Origin of the sequence: Escherichia sp. MOD1-EC6475 (assembly GCF_003046645.1) — a bacterium.
GTDB lineage: Bacteria > Pseudomonadota > Gammaproteobacteria > Enterobacterales > Enterobacteriaceae > Escherichia > Escherichia ruysiae.
In genome coordinates this window covers 35,560-52,935 of record NZ_PZKQ01000031.1, presented here as the reverse complement: position 1 = coordinate 52,935, position 17,376 = coordinate 35,560, and the positions used below count along the sequence as shown (strand labels likewise).

13 protein-coding genes are annotated in these 17,376 nt (G+C 52.0%); 4 read left to right on the top strand and 9 right to left on the bottom strand.

Annotated elements, in window-relative coordinates:
- Positions 1 to 49: 49 nt before the first annotated feature.
- Positions 50 to 1,423, bottom strand: coding sequence for a UDP-N-acetylmuramate:L-alanyl-gamma-D-glutamyl-meso-diaminopimelate ligase (mpl, locus tag A7589_RS11295; RefSeq protein ID WP_001219776.1), 1,374 nt, complete (start codon positions 1,421 to 1,423; stop codon positions 50 to 52).
- 175 nt (positions 1,424 to 1,598) lie between these two features.
- On the opposite strand from mpl, the gene fbp reads away from it, so the two are divergent.
- Positions 1,599 to 2,597 carry a class 1 fructose-bisphosphatase gene (fbp, locus tag A7589_RS11290; RefSeq protein ID WP_000853756.1) on the top strand — a complete coding sequence of 333 codons (999 nt, stop codon included), beginning with the start codon at positions 1,599 to 1,601 and terminating at the stop codon, positions 2,595 to 2,597.
- Between the two features lie 39 nt (positions 2,598 to 2,636).
- Here fbp and A7589_RS11285 read toward each other — a convergent pair whose 3' ends face one another.
- The 5 genes from A7589_RS11285 to ytfQ form a co-directional block, all read right to left on the bottom strand.
- Entirely contained in the window at positions 2,637 to 3,152 is a 516-nt protein-coding gene (locus tag A7589_RS11285; RefSeq protein WP_000263318.1) for a DUF2569 domain-containing protein, read from the bottom strand.
- A 26-nt stretch (positions 3,153 to 3,178) separates the two neighbouring features.
- The gene (gene yjfF, locus A7589_RS11280; RefSeq protein ID WP_000596003.1) at positions 3,179 to 4,183 is read right to left on the bottom strand and encodes a galactofuranose ABC transporter, permease protein YjfF; all 1,005 of its coding nucleotides are present in this window, start codon (positions 4,181 to 4,183) and stop codon (positions 3,179 to 3,181) included.
- Entirely contained in the window at positions 4,170 to 5,192 is a 1,023-nt protein-coding gene (ytfT, locus tag A7589_RS11275) for a galactofuranose ABC transporter, ATP-binding protein YtfT (RefSeq protein WP_123058199.1), read from the bottom strand. Before ytfT ends, yjfF begins: the two co-directional genes overlap by 14 nt.
- A 13-nt stretch (positions 5,193 to 5,205) precedes the next feature.
- Positions 5,206 to 6,708 (bottom strand): galactofuranose ABC transporter, ATP-binding protein YtfR, encoded by a 1,503-nt coding sequence (gene ytfR / locus A7589_RS11270; protein WP_000205783.1) that lies wholly within the window; start codon positions 6,706 to 6,708, stop codon positions 5,206 to 5,208.
- 213 nt (positions 6,709 to 6,921) lie between these two features.
- Entirely contained in the window at positions 6,922 to 7,878 is a 957-nt protein-coding gene (ytfQ, locus tag A7589_RS11265; protein WP_000265933.1) for a galactofuranose ABC transporter substrate-binding protein YtfQ, read from the bottom strand.
- A gap of 308 nt (positions 7,879 to 8,186) precedes the next feature.
- On the opposite strand from ytfQ, the gene ppa reads away from it, so the two are divergent.
- Complete coding sequence (gene ppa, locus A7589_RS11255; RefSeq protein ID WP_000055074.1) at positions 8,187 to 8,717, top strand: inorganic diphosphatase; 531 nt, start codon at positions 8,187 to 8,189, stop codon at positions 8,715 to 8,717.
- A 375-nt stretch (positions 8,718 to 9,092) separates the two neighbouring features.
- On the opposite strand, the gene A7589_RS11250 is transcribed toward ppa, so the two are convergent.
- Genes A7589_RS11250 through tamA form a run of 3 tightly spaced genes read right to left on the bottom strand, consistent with a single transcriptional unit; the run spans position 9,093 to position 14,949 of the window.
- Positions 9,093 to 9,437, bottom strand: coding sequence for a gamma-glutamylcyclotransferase family protein (locus A7589_RS11250; protein ID WP_001219162.1), 345 nt, complete (start codon positions 9,435 to 9,437; stop codon positions 9,093 to 9,095).
- Positions 9,438 to 9,439: 2 nt separating this feature from the next.
- On the bottom strand, positions 9,440 to 13,219 hold the full coding sequence (gene tamB / locus A7589_RS11245) for an autotransporter assembly complex protein TamB (RefSeq protein WP_108188837.1): 3,780 nt from the start codon (positions 13,217 to 13,219) through the stop codon (positions 9,440 to 9,442).
- Positions 13,216 to 14,949, bottom strand: coding sequence for an autotransporter assembly complex protein TamA (gene tamA, locus A7589_RS11240; RefSeq protein ID WP_108188836.1), 1,734 nt, complete (start codon positions 14,947 to 14,949; stop codon positions 13,216 to 13,218). Before tamA ends, tamB begins: the two co-directional genes overlap by 4 nt.
- Positions 14,950 to 15,154: 205 nt before the next feature.
- Here tamA and msrA point away from each other — a divergent pair, with 205 nt between their 5' ends.
- Positions 15,155 to 15,793: a peptide-methionine (S)-S-oxide reductase MsrA gene (gene msrA, locus A7589_RS11230; RefSeq protein WP_016159990.1), complete on the top strand. Its 639-nt coding sequence runs from the start codon at positions 15,155 to 15,157 to the stop codon at positions 15,791 to 15,793.
- 187 nt (positions 15,794 to 15,980) lie between these two features.
- Positions 15,981 to 17,324: a polyamine export protein PaeA gene (gene paeA, locus A7589_RS11225; RefSeq protein WP_000935031.1), complete on the top strand. Its 1,344-nt coding sequence runs from the start codon at positions 15,981 to 15,983 to the stop codon at positions 17,322 to 17,324.
- Positions 17,325 to 17,376: the final 52 nt, after the last annotated feature.

The following is a 17,376-nucleotide window of genomic DNA, read 5'->3' as shown; positions in this document are numbered from 1 at the left end:
GGCGTAAACGCTTTATCCGGCAATGCTACTCCAGGCTGAAGCTTCAGAATTACTGCGCAGCTTCCGCCTTCTTCGCCAGACCATCCAGTAGTTTCTGATGAATACCACCAAAACCGCCGTTGCTCATCACCAGAATATGGTCGCCAGGCTGGGCGGTTTTCACCACCATATCTGCCAACGCATCGACATCACCACTCCAGTGCGCAGGCTGAATACAGGCTTCTGCCACTTCAGCTACCTGCCACGGAATATGCGCCGGTTGCAGCAGAAAGACTTCATCGGCACGGCCTAACGACGGTGCCAGATCGTCTTTGCAGACGCCCATCTTCATGGTGTTTGAGCGCGGTTCCAGCACGGCAATAATACGCGCCGTACCACCGACTTTACCGCGCAGCGCCGCCAGCGTTGCCAGAATCGCCGTCGGGTGATGGGCAAAATCGTCATACACCGTCACGCCATTCGCTTCACCGCGCAACTCCAGACGACGACGAGCGTTGATAAACGACCCCAGCGCATTAGCAGCATCTGCCGGCGCAACACCAACATGACGAGCCGCAGCAATCGCCATCAGACCGTTGTGCATGTTATGTTCGCCAACCAGCGACCATTTCACTTCGCCCACTTTTTCGCCATCCAGCAAGACTTCCCATTCGGAAGCATCGGTGGTCAGCTTTTTCGCCTGCCAGCGTCCCTGCTCGCCTACCTGTTCCTGATCACTCCAGCAACCCATCGCCATGGTCTGTTTCAGGTTGATGTCGTTTTCCGGCCAGATAATACGACCCTGCCCAGGAACAATACGCACCAGATGGTGGAATTGTTTCTGGATCGCTTTCAGGTCATCAAAGATATCGGCGTGATCGAACTCAAGATTATTGAGGATCAGCGTGCGCGGGCAGTAATGGACAAATTTGGAGCGTTTGTCGAAGAAGGCGCAGTCATACTCGTCCGCTTCGATAACAAAGAAGTCACTTTCGCCCAGACGCGCCGAAACATCAAAGTTTCCAGGCACACCGCCAATAACAAAACCCGGTTTATAGCCACACTGTTCCAGAATCCAGGTCGCCATTCCCGCCGTGGTGGTTTTGCCGTGTGTACCGGCAACAGCCAGCACCCAGCGGTCGCGCAGCACAAAATCGTGCAGCCACTGCGGCCCCGACATATACGGAATGTTTTTTTCCAGTACCGCTTCCACACACGGATTTCCACGGGTCATGGCATTACCAATAATCACCAGATCCGGCTGCGGATCGAGTTGGCTGGCATCGTAACCCTGAATCAGTTCAATGCCTTGCTTCTCAAGTAAGGTGCTCATCGGCGGATACACATTAGCGTCCGAACCCGTTACTTCATGGCCCAACTGGCGCGCCAGAATCGCCAGACCACCCATAAACGTGCCACAAATTCCTAAAATATGAATGCGCATACGTCATTATCCTTTTTTAATCTACCGCTCATTTTACGCATATGTCGGGCAAGTGAGAAACGCATTTCAGGATAATCCGTAATTTGCTGGCGCGATTCACCTGAGCGCAACATTCAGATTATTTGTTAAGATTGTTGCGGTCGCTTTACTCCATAAACATTGCAGGGAAAGTTTTATGAAAACGTTAGGTGAATTTATTGTCGAAAAGCAGCACGAGTTTTCTCATGCTACCGGTGAGCTCACTGCTTTGCTGTCGGCAATAAAACTGGGCGCCAAGATTATCCATCGCGATATCAACAAAGCAGGACTGGTTGATATCCTGGGTGCCAGCGGTGCTGAGAACGTGCAGGGCGAGGTTCAACAGAAACTCGACCTGTTCGCTAATGAAAAACTGAAAGCCGCATTGAAAGCGCGCGATATCGTTGCGGGCATTGCATCTGAAGAAGAAGATGAGATTGTCGTCTTTGAAGGCTGTGAACACGCAAAATACGTTGTGCTGATGGACCCACTGGATGGCTCGTCCAACATCGATGTTAACGTCTCTGTCGGTACGATTTTCTCCATCTACCGCCGCGTTACACCTGTCGGTACGCCGGTAACGGAAGAAGATTTCCTCCAGCCTGGCAACAAACAGGTTGCCGCAGGTTACGTGGTATACGGCTCCTCTACCATGCTGGTTTACACCACAGGATGCGGTGTTCACGCCTTTACCTATGATCCTTCACTCGGCGTTTTCTGCCTGTGCCAGGAACGGATGCGCTTCCCGGAGAAAGGCTCAACCTACTCCATCAACGAAGGAAACTACATTAAGTTCCCTAATGGGGTGAAGAAGTACATTAAATTCTGCCAGGAAGAAGATAAATCCACCAACCGCCCGTATACCTCGCGTTATATCGGTTCACTGGTTGCGGATTTCCACCGTAACCTGCTGAAAGGTGGAATTTATCTCTACCCAAGCACCGCCAGCCACCCAGACGGTAAACTACGTTTGCTGTATGAGTGCAACCCGATGGCATTCCTGGCGGAACAAGCAGGCGGTAAAGCGAGCGATGGCAAAGAGCGTATTCTGGATATCATCCCGGAAACCCTGCACCAGCGCCGTTCTTTCTTCGTCGGCAATAACCATATGGTTGAAGATGTCGAACGCTTTATCCGTGAGTTCCCGGACGCGTAATGGTCTAAAAACGCCGGATTGTTCCGGCGTTTTTGCGTTCTAATTAACAAAAGTTAATTTGACTCGTTTAGAGACTCGGAAATAGGGGACCCAGATAGCCAGATGAATGATATTTTTCAGCACACCCCATGCGTCTAAAAAATCAATTGTGGCATGAAGAAATTGTACTGCTCCCCAGATATCAGCAACATTCAATGCGAAGAGCGCCAGAAGAAGGGCAATATAGTAGTGCGGAAGTTGGCGTTTCTTATTAAAAAACAAAAAGGTAGTATAACTTACCAACAGAAATATCGTGGCAAATCCAGCCACTTCCAGATAAAGCAGAGTTCTGAGCGGTTCTTCCTGACTACTCTGAGCAAGCCCCCATGTTCGTACAAAAGAATAAATGCTCGAAATAATCACCAGCACTAAAGAAATAGCAGGTAAATACAGCCAACCGCCAATCCCCGTAAGTTTTTTATCATCACAGCTTCTACAATAATCATCAGGTGGTAAAACATCCACACCACAACTTTTGCATGTTGTACTTAAACCCTCACCTTCCTTTGCCCACATAAAAATATCCTTATATATCAGTGAATTTACTCTTTTATTGTATTTTCCGGACTCACTCTTATTACTGGCGAACTCTGACGATTCTCCCACAGCACCGTTAACCCACGCTGTAAGGCAATAAAAATAAACAACAAAATTCCGATAGCGATTTTCGTCCACCATGAACTCAGCGTACCGTCAAAGTTTATGTAAGTCTGAATGAGTCCCTGAATCGCCACGCCAAACAGCGTTCCTAATACTGTCCCAACGCCGCCGCTTAAAAGTGTACCGCCAATCACCACGGAGGCGATAGCGTCCAGTTCCACACCTACGCCAGCCAGCGCGTATCCGGCCTGGGTGTAAATAGAGAAGACAATCCCCGCCAGTGTCGCCAGTCCGGTGGAAAGCATATAAATGCGAATCGTGGTGCTGCGGGTGGAAATCCCCATCAGATTCGCTGATGTAGCGTTGCCACCAATGGCATACACCTGATTACCAAAGCGGGTGCGATGTGCGAGAAAAATACCGATAACCACGACCGCCAGCATCAGCAGCCCCATCGCGCTTAAGCGACCGCCGCCGGGAATTTTCCACGCAAGGCCAGAGAGTGTGTCATAAATGGGATGGTTAATCGGGATCGATTCTTCCGAAACGAGGTAGCTGACGCCACGCAAAAAAAACATTCCCGCCAGGGTAATGATGAATGCCGGGATCTTCAGCGCGTCGATCAAAAGCCCCATAAATGCGCCGAATGCACAGCCCATCGCCAGTACCAGTGGGAAGGCCAAGAGTGGTGAAATTCCAAAGTCGCCAATCACCTTTGCCAGAAACACGCCGGTAAAAGCGATCACCGAACCGACGGAGAGATCGATACCGCCAGAGAGGATCACAAAGGTCATACCGACGGCGATGATCCCCAAAAAGGCGTTATCGGTCAGGATATTGCAGATCACTCGCGTAGAAGCAAAACCGGGAAACTGCGTCAGGCAGTAGAGATAGCCCAACACAAAAACGCCGATGGTGATCATCAGTGGTAAGTTACGTTTTATCATGACTACGTACTCCTTTAATCAGACGGATAAAGCGTTGCGACTGAACAATCAGCACGCAAAGCACCACCACCGCTTTCACCACCTGGTTCATCTCTGGCGGAAAGCCCGAAAGTAAAATCCCGGTGTTCATTCCCTGAATGATCAGCGCCCCCACTACCGAAAGCAGCAGGTTAAAACGCCCGCCCATCAGCGATCCACCGCCGATCACAACCGCGAGAATGGCGTCCAGTTCCAGCCATAATCCGGCGTTATTGGCGTCCGCACCGCGAATATCCGCAGCCACGATAATGCCCGCAATTGCCGCACACAGCCCACTCAACACGTAGGTGAGCATGACGATGATCCGAGTGTTCACTCCGGCATTTTTTGCTGCCCGAATGTTGATACCAACGGCTTCAATAAACATCCCCAGCGCCGTTTTGCGAGTCAACAGCCAGAACAGGAGAAGCGTCAGCATGGCGATAATGACTGGCGTTGGCAGGAACAGCAGCGATCCACTGCCGAACCACGAGAGATCTGGTGAGTTGAAAGTGACGATCTGCCCGGAGGTGATCAATTGCGCCACGCCGCGCCCGGCAACCATCAGGATCAGAGTGGCGACAAACGGCTGAATTTTGAGGATTGCCACCAGAATGCCATTCCACAATCCTGCCAGAATGCCGGTGCCCAGGGCGCTTAACAAAACAATCGGCAGGCTGAATCCCGCGACCGTCATCGCGGCAGTTGTAGCTCCGGCGATAGCCATCACCGCGCCTACGGAGAGATCAATCCCACCAGTGGCGATCACCAGCGTCATGCCAATCGCCAGTAACGCAACGGGAGCCGCACGGTTAAGAATGTCGATAGGGCTACCGAACAAACGCCCATCCTGAAGCACCACCTGCCAGAAATGTGGGGCGACCAGACTATCGACCAGCAGCACCAGCAATAGCGCCGCCAGTTGAGGCATTCCCGTCGGCCAGCGAAAACGCCTTTTCGACGACGCGGTGTCAGGGAGAGATTGAGGCATCACACTGTTCTCCTTACGCCGCAATGGCGTTCATGATCGCCGGAACGGAGAGTTCTGCCAGCGGGATTTCCGCCACCTGTTTGCGATCGCGCATGATGATCACCCGATCGGCATAGCCCACCAGCTCTTCCAGTTCGGAAGAAATTACTAATAAAGCCAGACCGTCGGCGCAAAGTGTTTCAATCAGGCGGATGATCTCGGCGTGGGCGCCCACGTCAATACCGCGCGTTGGCTCGTCGAGGATCAGAAATTGCGGACGAGTCAGCAGCCAGCGTGAGAGCAACACTTTTTGCTGATTGCCACCAGAGAGGAACTCTATTGGCTGTTCGGAGGAAGGGGTGCGAATGCCAAGCTGGCGGATAAAACGTTCGGCAATCTCTTGCTGTTCTTTGCGAGAGATCGGTCGTAGCCAGCCGCGCTGGGCTTGTAAGGCAAGGATGATATTTTCGCGCACCGAGGCGGCGGCGATGATGCCATCGGTTTTTCTGTCTTCCGGGCAAAAACCAATGCCCAGTACCGAAGCCTGATGTGGCGATCGTAGCGTTTGTGGTTGGCCTTTGATCAGCGCAGTGCCGCTGTCGGCGGGTTTGATTCCGAAGATAACTTCAGCGGTTTCGGTACGACCCGATCCCAGCAAGCCTGCCAGTCCGACGATCTCGCCCGGGCGCACTTCGAGATCAAACGGCGCGATCGTTCCTTTCTTGCCGTAATTTTTAAACGCAGCAACGGGTTTGTCGCTAAGTAATGTCCGTCCGGCACGTTGTAGCGCGTGGGTGTCGAGTTCGCGCCCAAGCATCATTTTGACCAGTTCGATCTGCGGTAGCTCGCGGGTTTCCCGACAGCCAACGAAGCTGCCGTTGCGTAAGACAGTGATCCGATCGCTGACCTGATAAACCTGATCGAGAAAGTGCGTAACGAAGATCAAGCTGACGCCGCGATCGCGCAACTGGCGCATCAGGCCAAACAGCAACTCTACTTCCTGAGTATCGAGACTGGCGGTGGGTTCATCGAGGATCAGCACTTTGGCGGAGAGATCGATGGCCCGGCAAATGGCAACGATTTGCTGCATCGCCACCGAAAAGCGGTTGAGTGGTTCACGCACGTCGAGGGAAAAGCCATAAGATGCCATCAGTTCGGTAGCGCGCTTTTCCATCTCTTTACGGCGTAGCAGGCCGAAACGTTTAGGTTCGCGGCCGATAAAAAGGTTGTCGGCTACCGACATGTTGGGTAACAGGTTGACTTCCTGATAGACGGTGCCGATGCCTAGCTGTTGTGCGTGGGCGGTGTTTTTTGGTGAGATAGTCTGACCGTCCAACCAGATAGTACCGCGATCGGCGTGGTAGACACCGGTAAGTGCTTTGATCAGCGTCGATTTACCGGCTCCGTTTTCACCGAGCAGCGCCATAATTTCACCGCGCCGTAGACTGAAGTCGACGTTGTCTAACGCTTTGACTCCGGGGAAAAATTTACTTAATCCTTCGGTACGGAGGATTTCCTGGTGTTGGTCGGTCGTCATGGTTTCCCCCTTAGCCACGCTCTAAAAGTCTGGGAATAGATCGTGCCTGATGTTAAGAGCTGCGCCGTTTGTCCCCCTCACCCTAACCCTCTCCCCGAAGGGGCGAGGGGGACAGATTGTGCACGGTGTTAAGTCCGGTGCTGTACAACCGCCGGATGCGGCATAAACGCCTTATCCGGCGGCCCACAAGTCGGCATCAGGTATTGATGCCCCTCAATACCCCATGTTTTTCTTCTTCTCTAACTCTTCTTTTGCGGTATCAGGCAGGTAAAGGGTGGACTTGGTCAGCGTCAGCTTTTCAGGCATGGTGCCGTCTTTTTTGTATTTCTCCAGCGCGTCGAAGGCCGGGCCGGCCATGTTTGGCGTCAGTTCAACGCTGGCATTCGCTTCGCCATCAATCATTGCTTTGTAGATGTCCGGCACGCCGTCAATGGAACCCGTGAGGATATCTTTGCCTGGCTTCAGACCCGCTTCTTTAATTGCCTGAATTGCGCCAATCACCATGTCGTCGTTATGGGCGTAAACCATGCAGATGTTTTTGCCGTTGTTTTCCGCTTTGATAAAGCTCTCCATAACTTCTTTGCCTTTACTGCGGGTGAAATCACCGGACTGCGAGCGGATGATTTTGATATTTGGCGCATTCTTAATGGCTTCGGCAAAACCTTTTTTACGGTCGATGGCAACGCTTGCCCCAACGGTGCCCTGCAACTCCACCACGTTGCATGGTTTGCCATTCACTTCTTTTACCAGCCAGTCACCAATCAGCTTACCTTCAAGAATGTTGTCAGCGGTGACAGTGGTCATATAGAGAGATTTGTCTTTCACATCAATGGAACGGTCGAGCAAAAAGACCGGAATTTCGGCATCTTTCGCCTCTTTTAATACCGGCTCCCAACCCGTCGCCACCACTGGAGCGATAAAGATCGCATCTACCCCTTGTGCAACGAAGGAACGTACCGCTTTAATCTGGTTTTCCTGCTTTTGCTGACCATCGGCAATTTTTAGCGTGATACCACGTTTTTCGGCCTCACTTTTCGCCACGTTGGTTTCTGCGGCGCGCCAGCCGGATTCTGATCCGACCTGCGAAAATCCTACGGTTAATGGAGCGGCCAACGCCATAGACGACATGGCTGCCGAGACTGCAGAGACTACAAGTAAGCGTTTCCACATAGGGTTGTCCTCGTCGGGATAGTTATTATTGGTGAAAAGATGTTCGCGAAAAAACTATAGACAATTCGTTATGTAACGGATTGCGTTACATCACACTTCAAAAAAGTAAATAAAACGTTAATCACAAGTTTGTAATCGCTTTCATATCACTATGAAAAATGCGGCTACGGTTATGGATGTTCCTGCTCCACGAGCCGTCTTAAAACTGGCGAAAAAGGAATATGAGGACGAAAACAAGCGAAGACATTCGGCGCGAGTTGGCTATAATACTCGGCACTTGTTTGCCACATATTTTAAAGGAAACAGACATGAGCTTACTCAACGTCCCTGCGGGTAAAGATCTGCCGGAAGACATCTACGTTGTTATTGAGATCCCGGCTAACGCAGATCCGATCAAATACGAAATCGACAAAGAGAGCGGCGCACTGTTCGTTGACCGCTTCATGTCCACCGCGATGTTCTATCCGTGCAACTACGGTTACATCAACCACACCCTGTCTCTGGACGGTGACCCGGTTGACGTACTGGTTCCGACTCCGTACCCGCTGCAGCCGGGTTCTGTGATCCGTTGCCGTCCGGTTGGCGTTCTGAAAATGACCGACGAAGCCGGTGAAGATGCGAAACTGGTTGCTGTTCCGCACAGCAAGCTGAGCAAAGAATACGATCACATCAAAGACGTTAACGATCTGCCGGAACTGCTGAAGGCTCAGATCGCTCACTTCTTCGAGCACTACAAAGACCTCGAAAAAGGCAAGTGGGTTAAAGTTGACGGCTGGGATAACGCCGAAGCCGCTAAAGCTGAAATCGTTGCTTCCTTCGAGCGCGCAAAGAATAAATAAGTTCTTCTAGCGCAATAACCCTGAACGCCGGGCTTCGGTTAGTAAGGGTTTTTTTATGCCCGCAATATATAAACTATCTATTCCACTATCATTATTCTCAGCAGTTGAAAGGCTTGAACGGTAAGAACAAGCTAAACTCGACCACCATTTTGCTGTTCATAGCCACTTGCTGGAAGTTAGCCGACCTCACTCATACTCACCGTTCAAAGCGTGCCCCGGTTTTACCCCTGCGCATTTGTAAACGCCAGCAGAGTTTTTCATGCGTTAACAGATATGGAAAGCGGCTCGGAGAGAAAATCAAAAGGTGGGGGAATTACAAAAAAGAATGCGAGATACCTCGAAAAAACAACGCCACCCGAAGGTGGCGTGTTTATATTATGACTTATCCCTGTCTAACCAGTCGCCGCTTTCAATCAGCGTTAATCCATCGACGGGTCGTTGATAAACGTACATCCATGCACTCCCGTACGGCGTCTGAATCAACTGGCGCGCGTATTCACCGCCCCTGGTGCGCAAGGCATCAAGTTCGGCCAGCGTGGCGTTGTCAATACGATAAACTTCACCGTGTACCGTTCCGTTTCCCGGAACTGCGCCTGGATAGTGGCCCAGGCTATACAACTGGTAGTTATCGATACTGAAATCGCCCAGCAACTGGGCATTGGTCATCCAGTGGCTGTTGCCTTGTTTGTGACGTAAACTGCCGTAGACAAATATTCGCATCGCTAAAACTCGAACTGATAGAGCAAATCCAGTGCCTGATCTACACCAGACACGGCTTCCAGATATAGCTTTGGCATCAGGCGATAACGTAACGTGAGTGTTGCTATAGAGTCAAATATCCCCACGCCGTATTTCACTTGTAGACCTGGTAGTACATAGCCGCTGACCACCACCTGGGAGGAGTCGCCTACTCCCTCGGTGTCGAGAGCTAAATTACTTACGCCAAATGTCTCGCCGATTTTACCCACAATCTGACCACTTTGTGCAACCCCCAGACCAATCAGCATCGAGGTCATCGCCGCACTGTCGCTCTGATCGCTCTCCAGCCCTTGTCCACGCAACAAGTAAGACAACGCAGCCTGTTGCGACATCGCCGGGTCAGAGAAAATCTCCGCTTTCGGTTCATCCGCCAGTCCAGTGACGCGAACACCGGCGATTACGTCATCTTCTGTAGCATCCGGGTTACGAATTGCTTCGATATTAAGATACGGTTGATCCGGTGGACCAGAGAACAGCAACTCGCCTTTGCGAACGATCAGATCCTGACCATAGGCATGGAAGCGCCCTTCCGGTATGTTGATCTGTCCGTTCAGCCCCAGCCCCTGTTTGTCCTGTACGACATTGAGATCGCCCGTCAGCCGCGCTTTCAGACCAAAGGCATCAATGCGCACGTTGTTGCCGACGTGGACAATCAGGTTGCTGTTAATCGGAATCGACGCAGTTTTCGCCTCCTCCGGTTGCAGATTATCGTTGAGCATCACGACATCGCTGGAGACGCCCACCGCACTTTCTGGCAAATCATGCACCACAATGCGCGCCCACGGTACGTCAACGCGACCATCAAGGGTAAACAGGCTTGGTGTGGCTTCGAATACGACATCTGGCGACACATCCATGCGCACCATCGGCGGTACGGTGATCCGCACCTTACTGCCTTTTGCCGTTACCCGCGCGCGCCAGTTTTCAATCTGACTCCAGTCTGTATCCCCGTTCAGGTAAATGTCACCTTGCTGGGTTCGCACGGTGCCCGCAAGCGTCGAGCGCATACCGTTAAAGTTGACCGCAAGCTGGCTCGGCTGCATATCAAACGGCATAAAGTTGCCATCGATATCCACACCCGTAACCTGGAGCTGACCAAAAAGCTGCGGGCTTTGTACATCACCGCCCAGACGTAAATTAGCACTCACCATCCCCGCCGCTTTTTCCCCACGGGTAAAGATGGGGTTTACCATCGCGAGGTTAAAGTTGCGAATATTCACGTTGCCACCAAGATTGCGGCGGCCTTGCGGATCAGTCACCTGCACCTGTCCATCGAACTGACCATTATTAGTCAGGCGGATGGTCCAGCCCAGTTCGGCGCGGTTGTTGCGCAACTCCGCCGTCAGATTCAGCGTCTGAAACGCCACCGGCAGCGCCGCATCGTTGACGGTTTGCGTCACCTGCACGTTACGCCCGGAAAGGGTGATGCTGCCCTGTGGCAGCCCCTCTTTGGTGGTGTCCCAGGCAACGTCCGCTTTCCCCGTGAAGATACCGCTTGCCTGAGTCGTTTCCGGCATAAACGGTTTCAGCATGGCCAGGTCGAAACGATTGAGATTCACCACCGCACGCCCTTCAGCCCCGGCATCAATGGTTTGCGGCACGCACAGTTCCGCGTTCGGGTTAAGCCAGCAGTGCGGCCCGATGCTGATTTTTTGCTCCTGATTGCGGTAATCCAGCGCAATATCGCGGGTCAGCGCCCACGGCCCGACTGGCGTCTGAAAGCGGGTATTACTAAGTGTTCCCTTCCAGCGTTCTTCTTTACGATCAAAGCTACCCGCCAGATTGAGCTGTCCGGAAACCGGCTCACCCTGAATCCGCAGTTGTAGCTCGTGCTGCTTTTCGCTGCCTTTCGCATTCAGGGTGACGAGGTTGATATTCACATCCGGCTGCGAAATTTGCTCAACGCGCACGTTGAGTTTACCCGCAATCTGATCGGTGGATTTTATATCGCCTTCCACGCGAACCTGCGCCACGGAGAGTTCCTGCCAGCGCAGGCTGCGCGCGGTGATATCCGCCAGCAACTGCGGTGCTTCCACCGTACCGCGAACCTTCACCAACCCTTTCGCTGTACCGCCCAGTCCTGGCAGCGCGTTATCCAGACCTGGCGCGTTGATCGTGGCATCAAGATTGAGATCTTTTACTCCCAGTTCGCCTTTCACTTCGGCACTGTTTGATCCCAGTTCCAGATGCAGACCAGGGATCATCCACTGCATATAACTGTTGCCTTTCAGCGTACCTTCAACGTTCACTTTGTTCTGTTTAACGTTACCGGTCAGCTTCAGCTCCGGCACCTCCATCTGCCATGTGCCGCCGTACAGGCTGCCGCGCGTTTTGATCAAACCATTGAGTTTCGACGGCCAGTCCGGAAACTCTTTCGCGGTGTTAATGCCGTTAAGCGTTAACTCACCACGCCAGCTAATTGCCTGCTGCCAGTCGAGCAACGCTTTCAACTCAGTTTTCCCTTCCAGCGCCGCGACGGTGAGTTTGTCGAGATTCACCTGCTGTTCATTACCTTTCGCGTCGAGGGTAATGGTGGCTGGCGGGATCTCCTGTCCCTTCACTGCCGTGCGCATAGAGAGCGTGTAATCGGTCATTTTGCCGGTGAGTTTCAGTTTCAGATCGTCCGCCTGATACTGCTTCTCGCCGGTAAACGGCCAGTAAAGCTGTTTGCTGTTCACTTCGACGTTAAGCGGCAGTCCAGCCTCCGCCAGCCGCGTCTGGGCACGCAGATCCATATCAACCGGACCGGAAAGGTTAACGCCAATCTCCAGTTGTTCGCGCAGCGCACCGCCTACTTTCAGCTTCACTTTTTCACCCTTCAACGGCTCCACGTTCAGTGTGCTGTTGAGGGTGATATCCACCGGCCAGTTACCGGACAGCTGCGCCGTACCGCTGGCGTTAACGATCCCCTGGTTGGAATCAATATCCAGCGCGTCCAGTTTGGTATTGCCGTCGATACTGCTCACTTTCAGCAGCATGGTGCGCACGGTAATGTCCGTATCGCCCGTCACGCGCAATTGCTCGCCCTTAAACTCTTCAATGTTCAGATTGAGCGGCAAATGCACGTCGGTCATTTCCGGCAATACCGGGCGAGAAAAGAGATCTTTGAGCGTTTCGCCGAGCGGTTTTTCATCCGGCTGCGGATTTTCAATCTTCGGTTCGACCACTTCTTCCTGCGCCACTTCCGCCACTTTCGGCAGGGCAATTAGCAGGCCTTTCAGCGATGTCGGTTTCAGGGTCAGGGTTTTCTCCTGCCAGTTCAGACCGGAGGTGAAGTCCATCACCGACACCGTAGTATCATCAATTTTGATATTGACGTTATCCAGCGCCACCCGCGTCAGGGTAATGGGATACGGCGTGGAGAGATCCAGCGGGCCGCTGTCTTCCTCTTCTTCAACCTGCTCTGAAGGGGGCATTTTTTTGCTGTCGATGTTGACCTGAATATCCTTCAGCGCCAAATCGTTAATGCAAACACTGCTGTCCCACAGGCACTCCAGCCCGACTGCCAGATGCAGATTGCCTGCTTTTACCGCTACGCCTGGCTGCTCATAACGAACATCAGACAAGGTGAGATCGCGCCAGCCGCCAGTCACCTTACCGATGTCCAGCCCTGGCACCCAGCGATCTGCCGCTTTAAATACCAGATGCAAACCACTGGTAGTGCCCACCAGAAATGCCACCGCCCCCAGCAATAATAAGAGGACGACAACCACGCCGAGGCTGATTTTTTTCCATAAACTCATAATTCTGGCCCCAGACCGATGTAAAACTGTAAACCATGCTCGTCTTTGTCAGCGACCGGAACGGCGAAATCGAGCTTGATCGGCCCGACTGGTGATTCCCAGCGCACACCAACCCCGGTGCCGGTTTTAAAGTCACTGCGGCGAATATCGCTTACCGCTTCGCCGCTATCAACAAACACCGCCCCCCACCATTTTCCGGTCACGTTGTACTGGTACTCCAGCGATCCGGTTATCAGTTTCGATGCCCCTTTCAGGTCACCATTGGCGTATTTCGGGGCGATAGATTTGTATTTATAGCCACGAATGCTACGGTCGCCCCCGGCAAAGAAACGCAGATCCGGCGGTACTTTGTCGAAATCACCGGTTTCAATCCAGCCCAGCGTGCCGCGTGTAACAAAACGATGGCGATCGTACAGTGTGCGGATCCAGACGTTCTGCGCCTGGAAAACGGAGAAATCGACATCTGAACCCCAGGCCGTGTTGGAGTAGTCGATAGAGTAGCGTTGCGAGTCGCCCCAGGTTGGCATCAGGCCACCACGAGAACGCGTGCGGCTAATCATCACCCCAGGATAAAACAGCATCGTGGTGTTGGTAATTTCACCCTGGGTAAAGTGGTCGAGACTCCAGCGCAGGTTAATGGCACGCTGCCAGCCGCTGGAGAGATCCCAGTAGCGAGAAGCCACCAGCGTAGTGGAGTCAGACTCGGTATCGTTCAGGTCAGTGCGCTTAAAACCGCCCTGTACCAGATAATATTGTTCCAGCGGGTTCTTAAGCAGCGGCATTTTATAGCTAAAATCGAGGGTTTGTTCCGGTGCAGAGATACTTGTGCTGGTGGTCAGGCTGTGACCGTAAGAGTTCATCCACGGCTTTTTCCACGTGGCTTTGACACGTGGACCTACGTCTGTGGAGTACCCGACCCCGGTTTCAATCGTGTTTTCCGTGCGCGGCGAAACGACGCCGGTAAGTGGCAATACTTTTGTTTCTCGCGCTTTATCAAACTGCGGTGCAACCACCACCGAGTTAAACCAACCAGTGGCGGAGAGACGGCGGTTCAGCTCTGCAAGGTCTTTTGACTCGTATTCATCACCTTCTTTAAACGGAACAAGGTTTTGCAGATACTCATCGCGGATCTGTGAGCCTTCAAAGGTCACATGCCCAAAGCGGTAGCGTTCGCCACTGTTGTAATCAATATCCCAGTAGGCTTTATGCAAGCCAAGTGCAATACCCAACTGGGCTTTGGTAAATTCACTATCGAAATAGCCTTTGCGCAACGCGATGCTGGTTAAGGACTTTTTGAAATTTTCGTAGTCGCCCTGATTCAGCACCGTGCCTATAGCCGGGCGAGTATCGAACAACTTCAAATAGTCTTTATCGGTCCGTGCTCCACCGCGCAGCACAACATCGGTGCCGCCAATCAAAACGGGCACGCCGGGCGTGACTTTGGCGATCAAAACCTGTCGCCCTTTCTTTGGCGGTGGGCGAAGATCAAATTCAATGGTCGGCTGGTAATAGCCCAGCGCCTTCAGGCCTTCGCGGATGGCATCATCGACACGCGCGCGAAATCGCCGGTCTGGCGTCACTTCATCACTTTCAATCGTAGAAAGCTGTGCACGAACATTTTTTTCCAGCTGCCCTGATAACCCTTCGACCTGTAGACGGACGTTCGCGGCGATAGCAGAACCACCAAAACAGAGTAAGCTTACACAACATAACTGTCGGATATAGCGCACATTTTCTCCTGAATATCCTTTGTTCCTGCCCCTGGAACCCCGTTAAACGGCTTAACAAAAAACCAGCAATATGGATTTAAAAGCAGACTAAATCCAAAATATTTCTTATGTTTTACTTTATACACATTCACGAGAGTTATTGTGTGCAAATACGTCTCTTGTTACAACCTAAACCCCAAAGACCGATTTTCGGGAGAGCGATACCATGAGTTTATTTGATAAAAAGCATCTGGTTTCCCCCGCCGATGCCCTTCCTGGACGTAATACCCCGATGCCCGTAGCCACGCTGAATGCAGTCAATGGTCACTCAATGACAAATGTGCCTGACGGAATGGAAATCGCCATTTTTGCTATGGGCTGTTTCTGGGGCGTGGAACGCCTTTTCTGGCAACTTCCCGGTGTTTACAGCACCGCCGCAGGTTATACCGGCGGTTACACGCCAAACCCGACTTATCGGGAAGTGTGTTCTGGTGATACCGGCCACGCCGAAGCGGTACGCGTGGTTTACGATCCGTCAGTGATCAGCTACGAACAACTGTTACAAGTATTTTGGGAGAATCACGATCCCGCACAAGGGATGCGTCAGGGCAATGACCATGGCACGCAGTATCGTTCCGCGATTTATCCGCTAACACCAGAACAGGATGCTGCCGCCCGCGCCAGTCTGGAACGTTTTCAGGCCGCGATGCTTGCCGCCGATGACGATCGTCAAATAACCACCGAGATCGCCAACGCGACACCGTTTTATTATGCCGAAGATGACCACCAGCAATATCTGCATAAAAACCCGTATGGTTATTGCGGAATTGGTGGGATCGGCGTTTGCCTGCCGCCTGAAGCGTAGCAATAAAAGGCAGAACTAAAGCGAAATGAAGCAAAAATTTAACCCTCTGGCGACTTTACAGTACCTTACGCTATACTAGCCACTGAAAATGTCGGTTCACTCTCTTCGAGCCGGCTTTCAATGTGTATTTCGCACAAATTAATCAACTTCCCCTTCCGAGGATCTGACCTGAACGGTCGGATAAGATATGTTAAACAGTATTTTAGTCATACTCTGCTTGATCGCTGTGAGTGCGTTCTTCTCGATATCCGAGATCTCGCTTGCCGCCTCACGCAAAATCAAACTTAAACTGCTGGCTGATGAAGGCAATATAAACGCCCAGCGCGTTCTGGATATGCAGGAAAATCCCGGCATGTTCTTTACCGTGGTGCAAATTGGTCTGAACGCGGTGGCAATACTCGGCGGTATCGTCGGTGATGCGGCGTTCTCTCCGGCTTTTAATAGCCTGTTCTCCCGCTATATATCGGCGGAACTCTCTGAGCAACTGAGCTTTATTCTCTCTTTCTCGTTAGTGACTGGCATGTTTATTCTGTTTGCGGATTTAACCCCGAAACGCATCGGTATGATTGCGCCAGAAGCTGTGGCTTTGCGTATCATCAACCCGATGCGCTTCTGCCTGTTCGTCTGCACCCCTCTGGTGTGGTTTTTCAACGGCCTGGCGAACATGATCTTCCGTATCTTTAAATTGCCAATGGTACGTAAAGATGACATCACATCTGATGACATCTACGCAGTAGTGGAGGCCGGTGCACTGGCTGGTGTATTGCGTAAACAGGAACACGAACTGATCGAAAACGTGTTTGAACTGGAATCCCGTACCGTGCCGTCTTCCATGACGCCACGTGAAAACGTGATTTGGTTCGATCTCCATGAAGATGAGCAAAGCCTGAAGAATAAAGTGGCGGAGCATCCGCACTCGAAATTCCTCGTCTGTAATGAAGATATCGATCACATTATCGGTTATGTCGATTCAAAAGATCTGCTGAACCGCGTGCTGGCCAATCAAAGCCTGGCACTGAACAGCGGCGTGCAAATTCGTAACACGCTGATTGTGCCTGATACGCTGACCCTCTCTGAGGCGCTGGAAAGTTTTAAGGCTGCGGGTGAAGACTTTGCGGTAATCATGAACGAGTACGCACTGGTGGTGGGAATCATCACCCTCAACGACGTGATGACCACGTTGATGGGCGATCTGGTTGGTCAGGGACTGGAAGAACAGATTGTAGCGCGTGATGAGAACTCATGGCTAATCGATGGCGGTACGCCGATTGACGACGTGATGCGCGTGCTGGATATCGACGAGTTCCCGCAGTCGGGCAACTACGAAACCATCGGCGGCTTTATGATGTTTATGTTGCGTAAGATCCCGAAACGCACTGATTCGGTGAAGTTCTCCGGTTACAAATTTGAAGTGGTGGACATTGATAACTACCGCATCGACCAGCTACTGGTTACGCGAATCGACAGTAAAGCCACCGCCCTTTCGCCAAAACTGCCTGACGCCAAAGATAAAGAAGAAAGCGTCGCATAACCCCAGAAACATCAACGGCTCCTGAATCAGGAGCCGTCTTATTACTGCATAG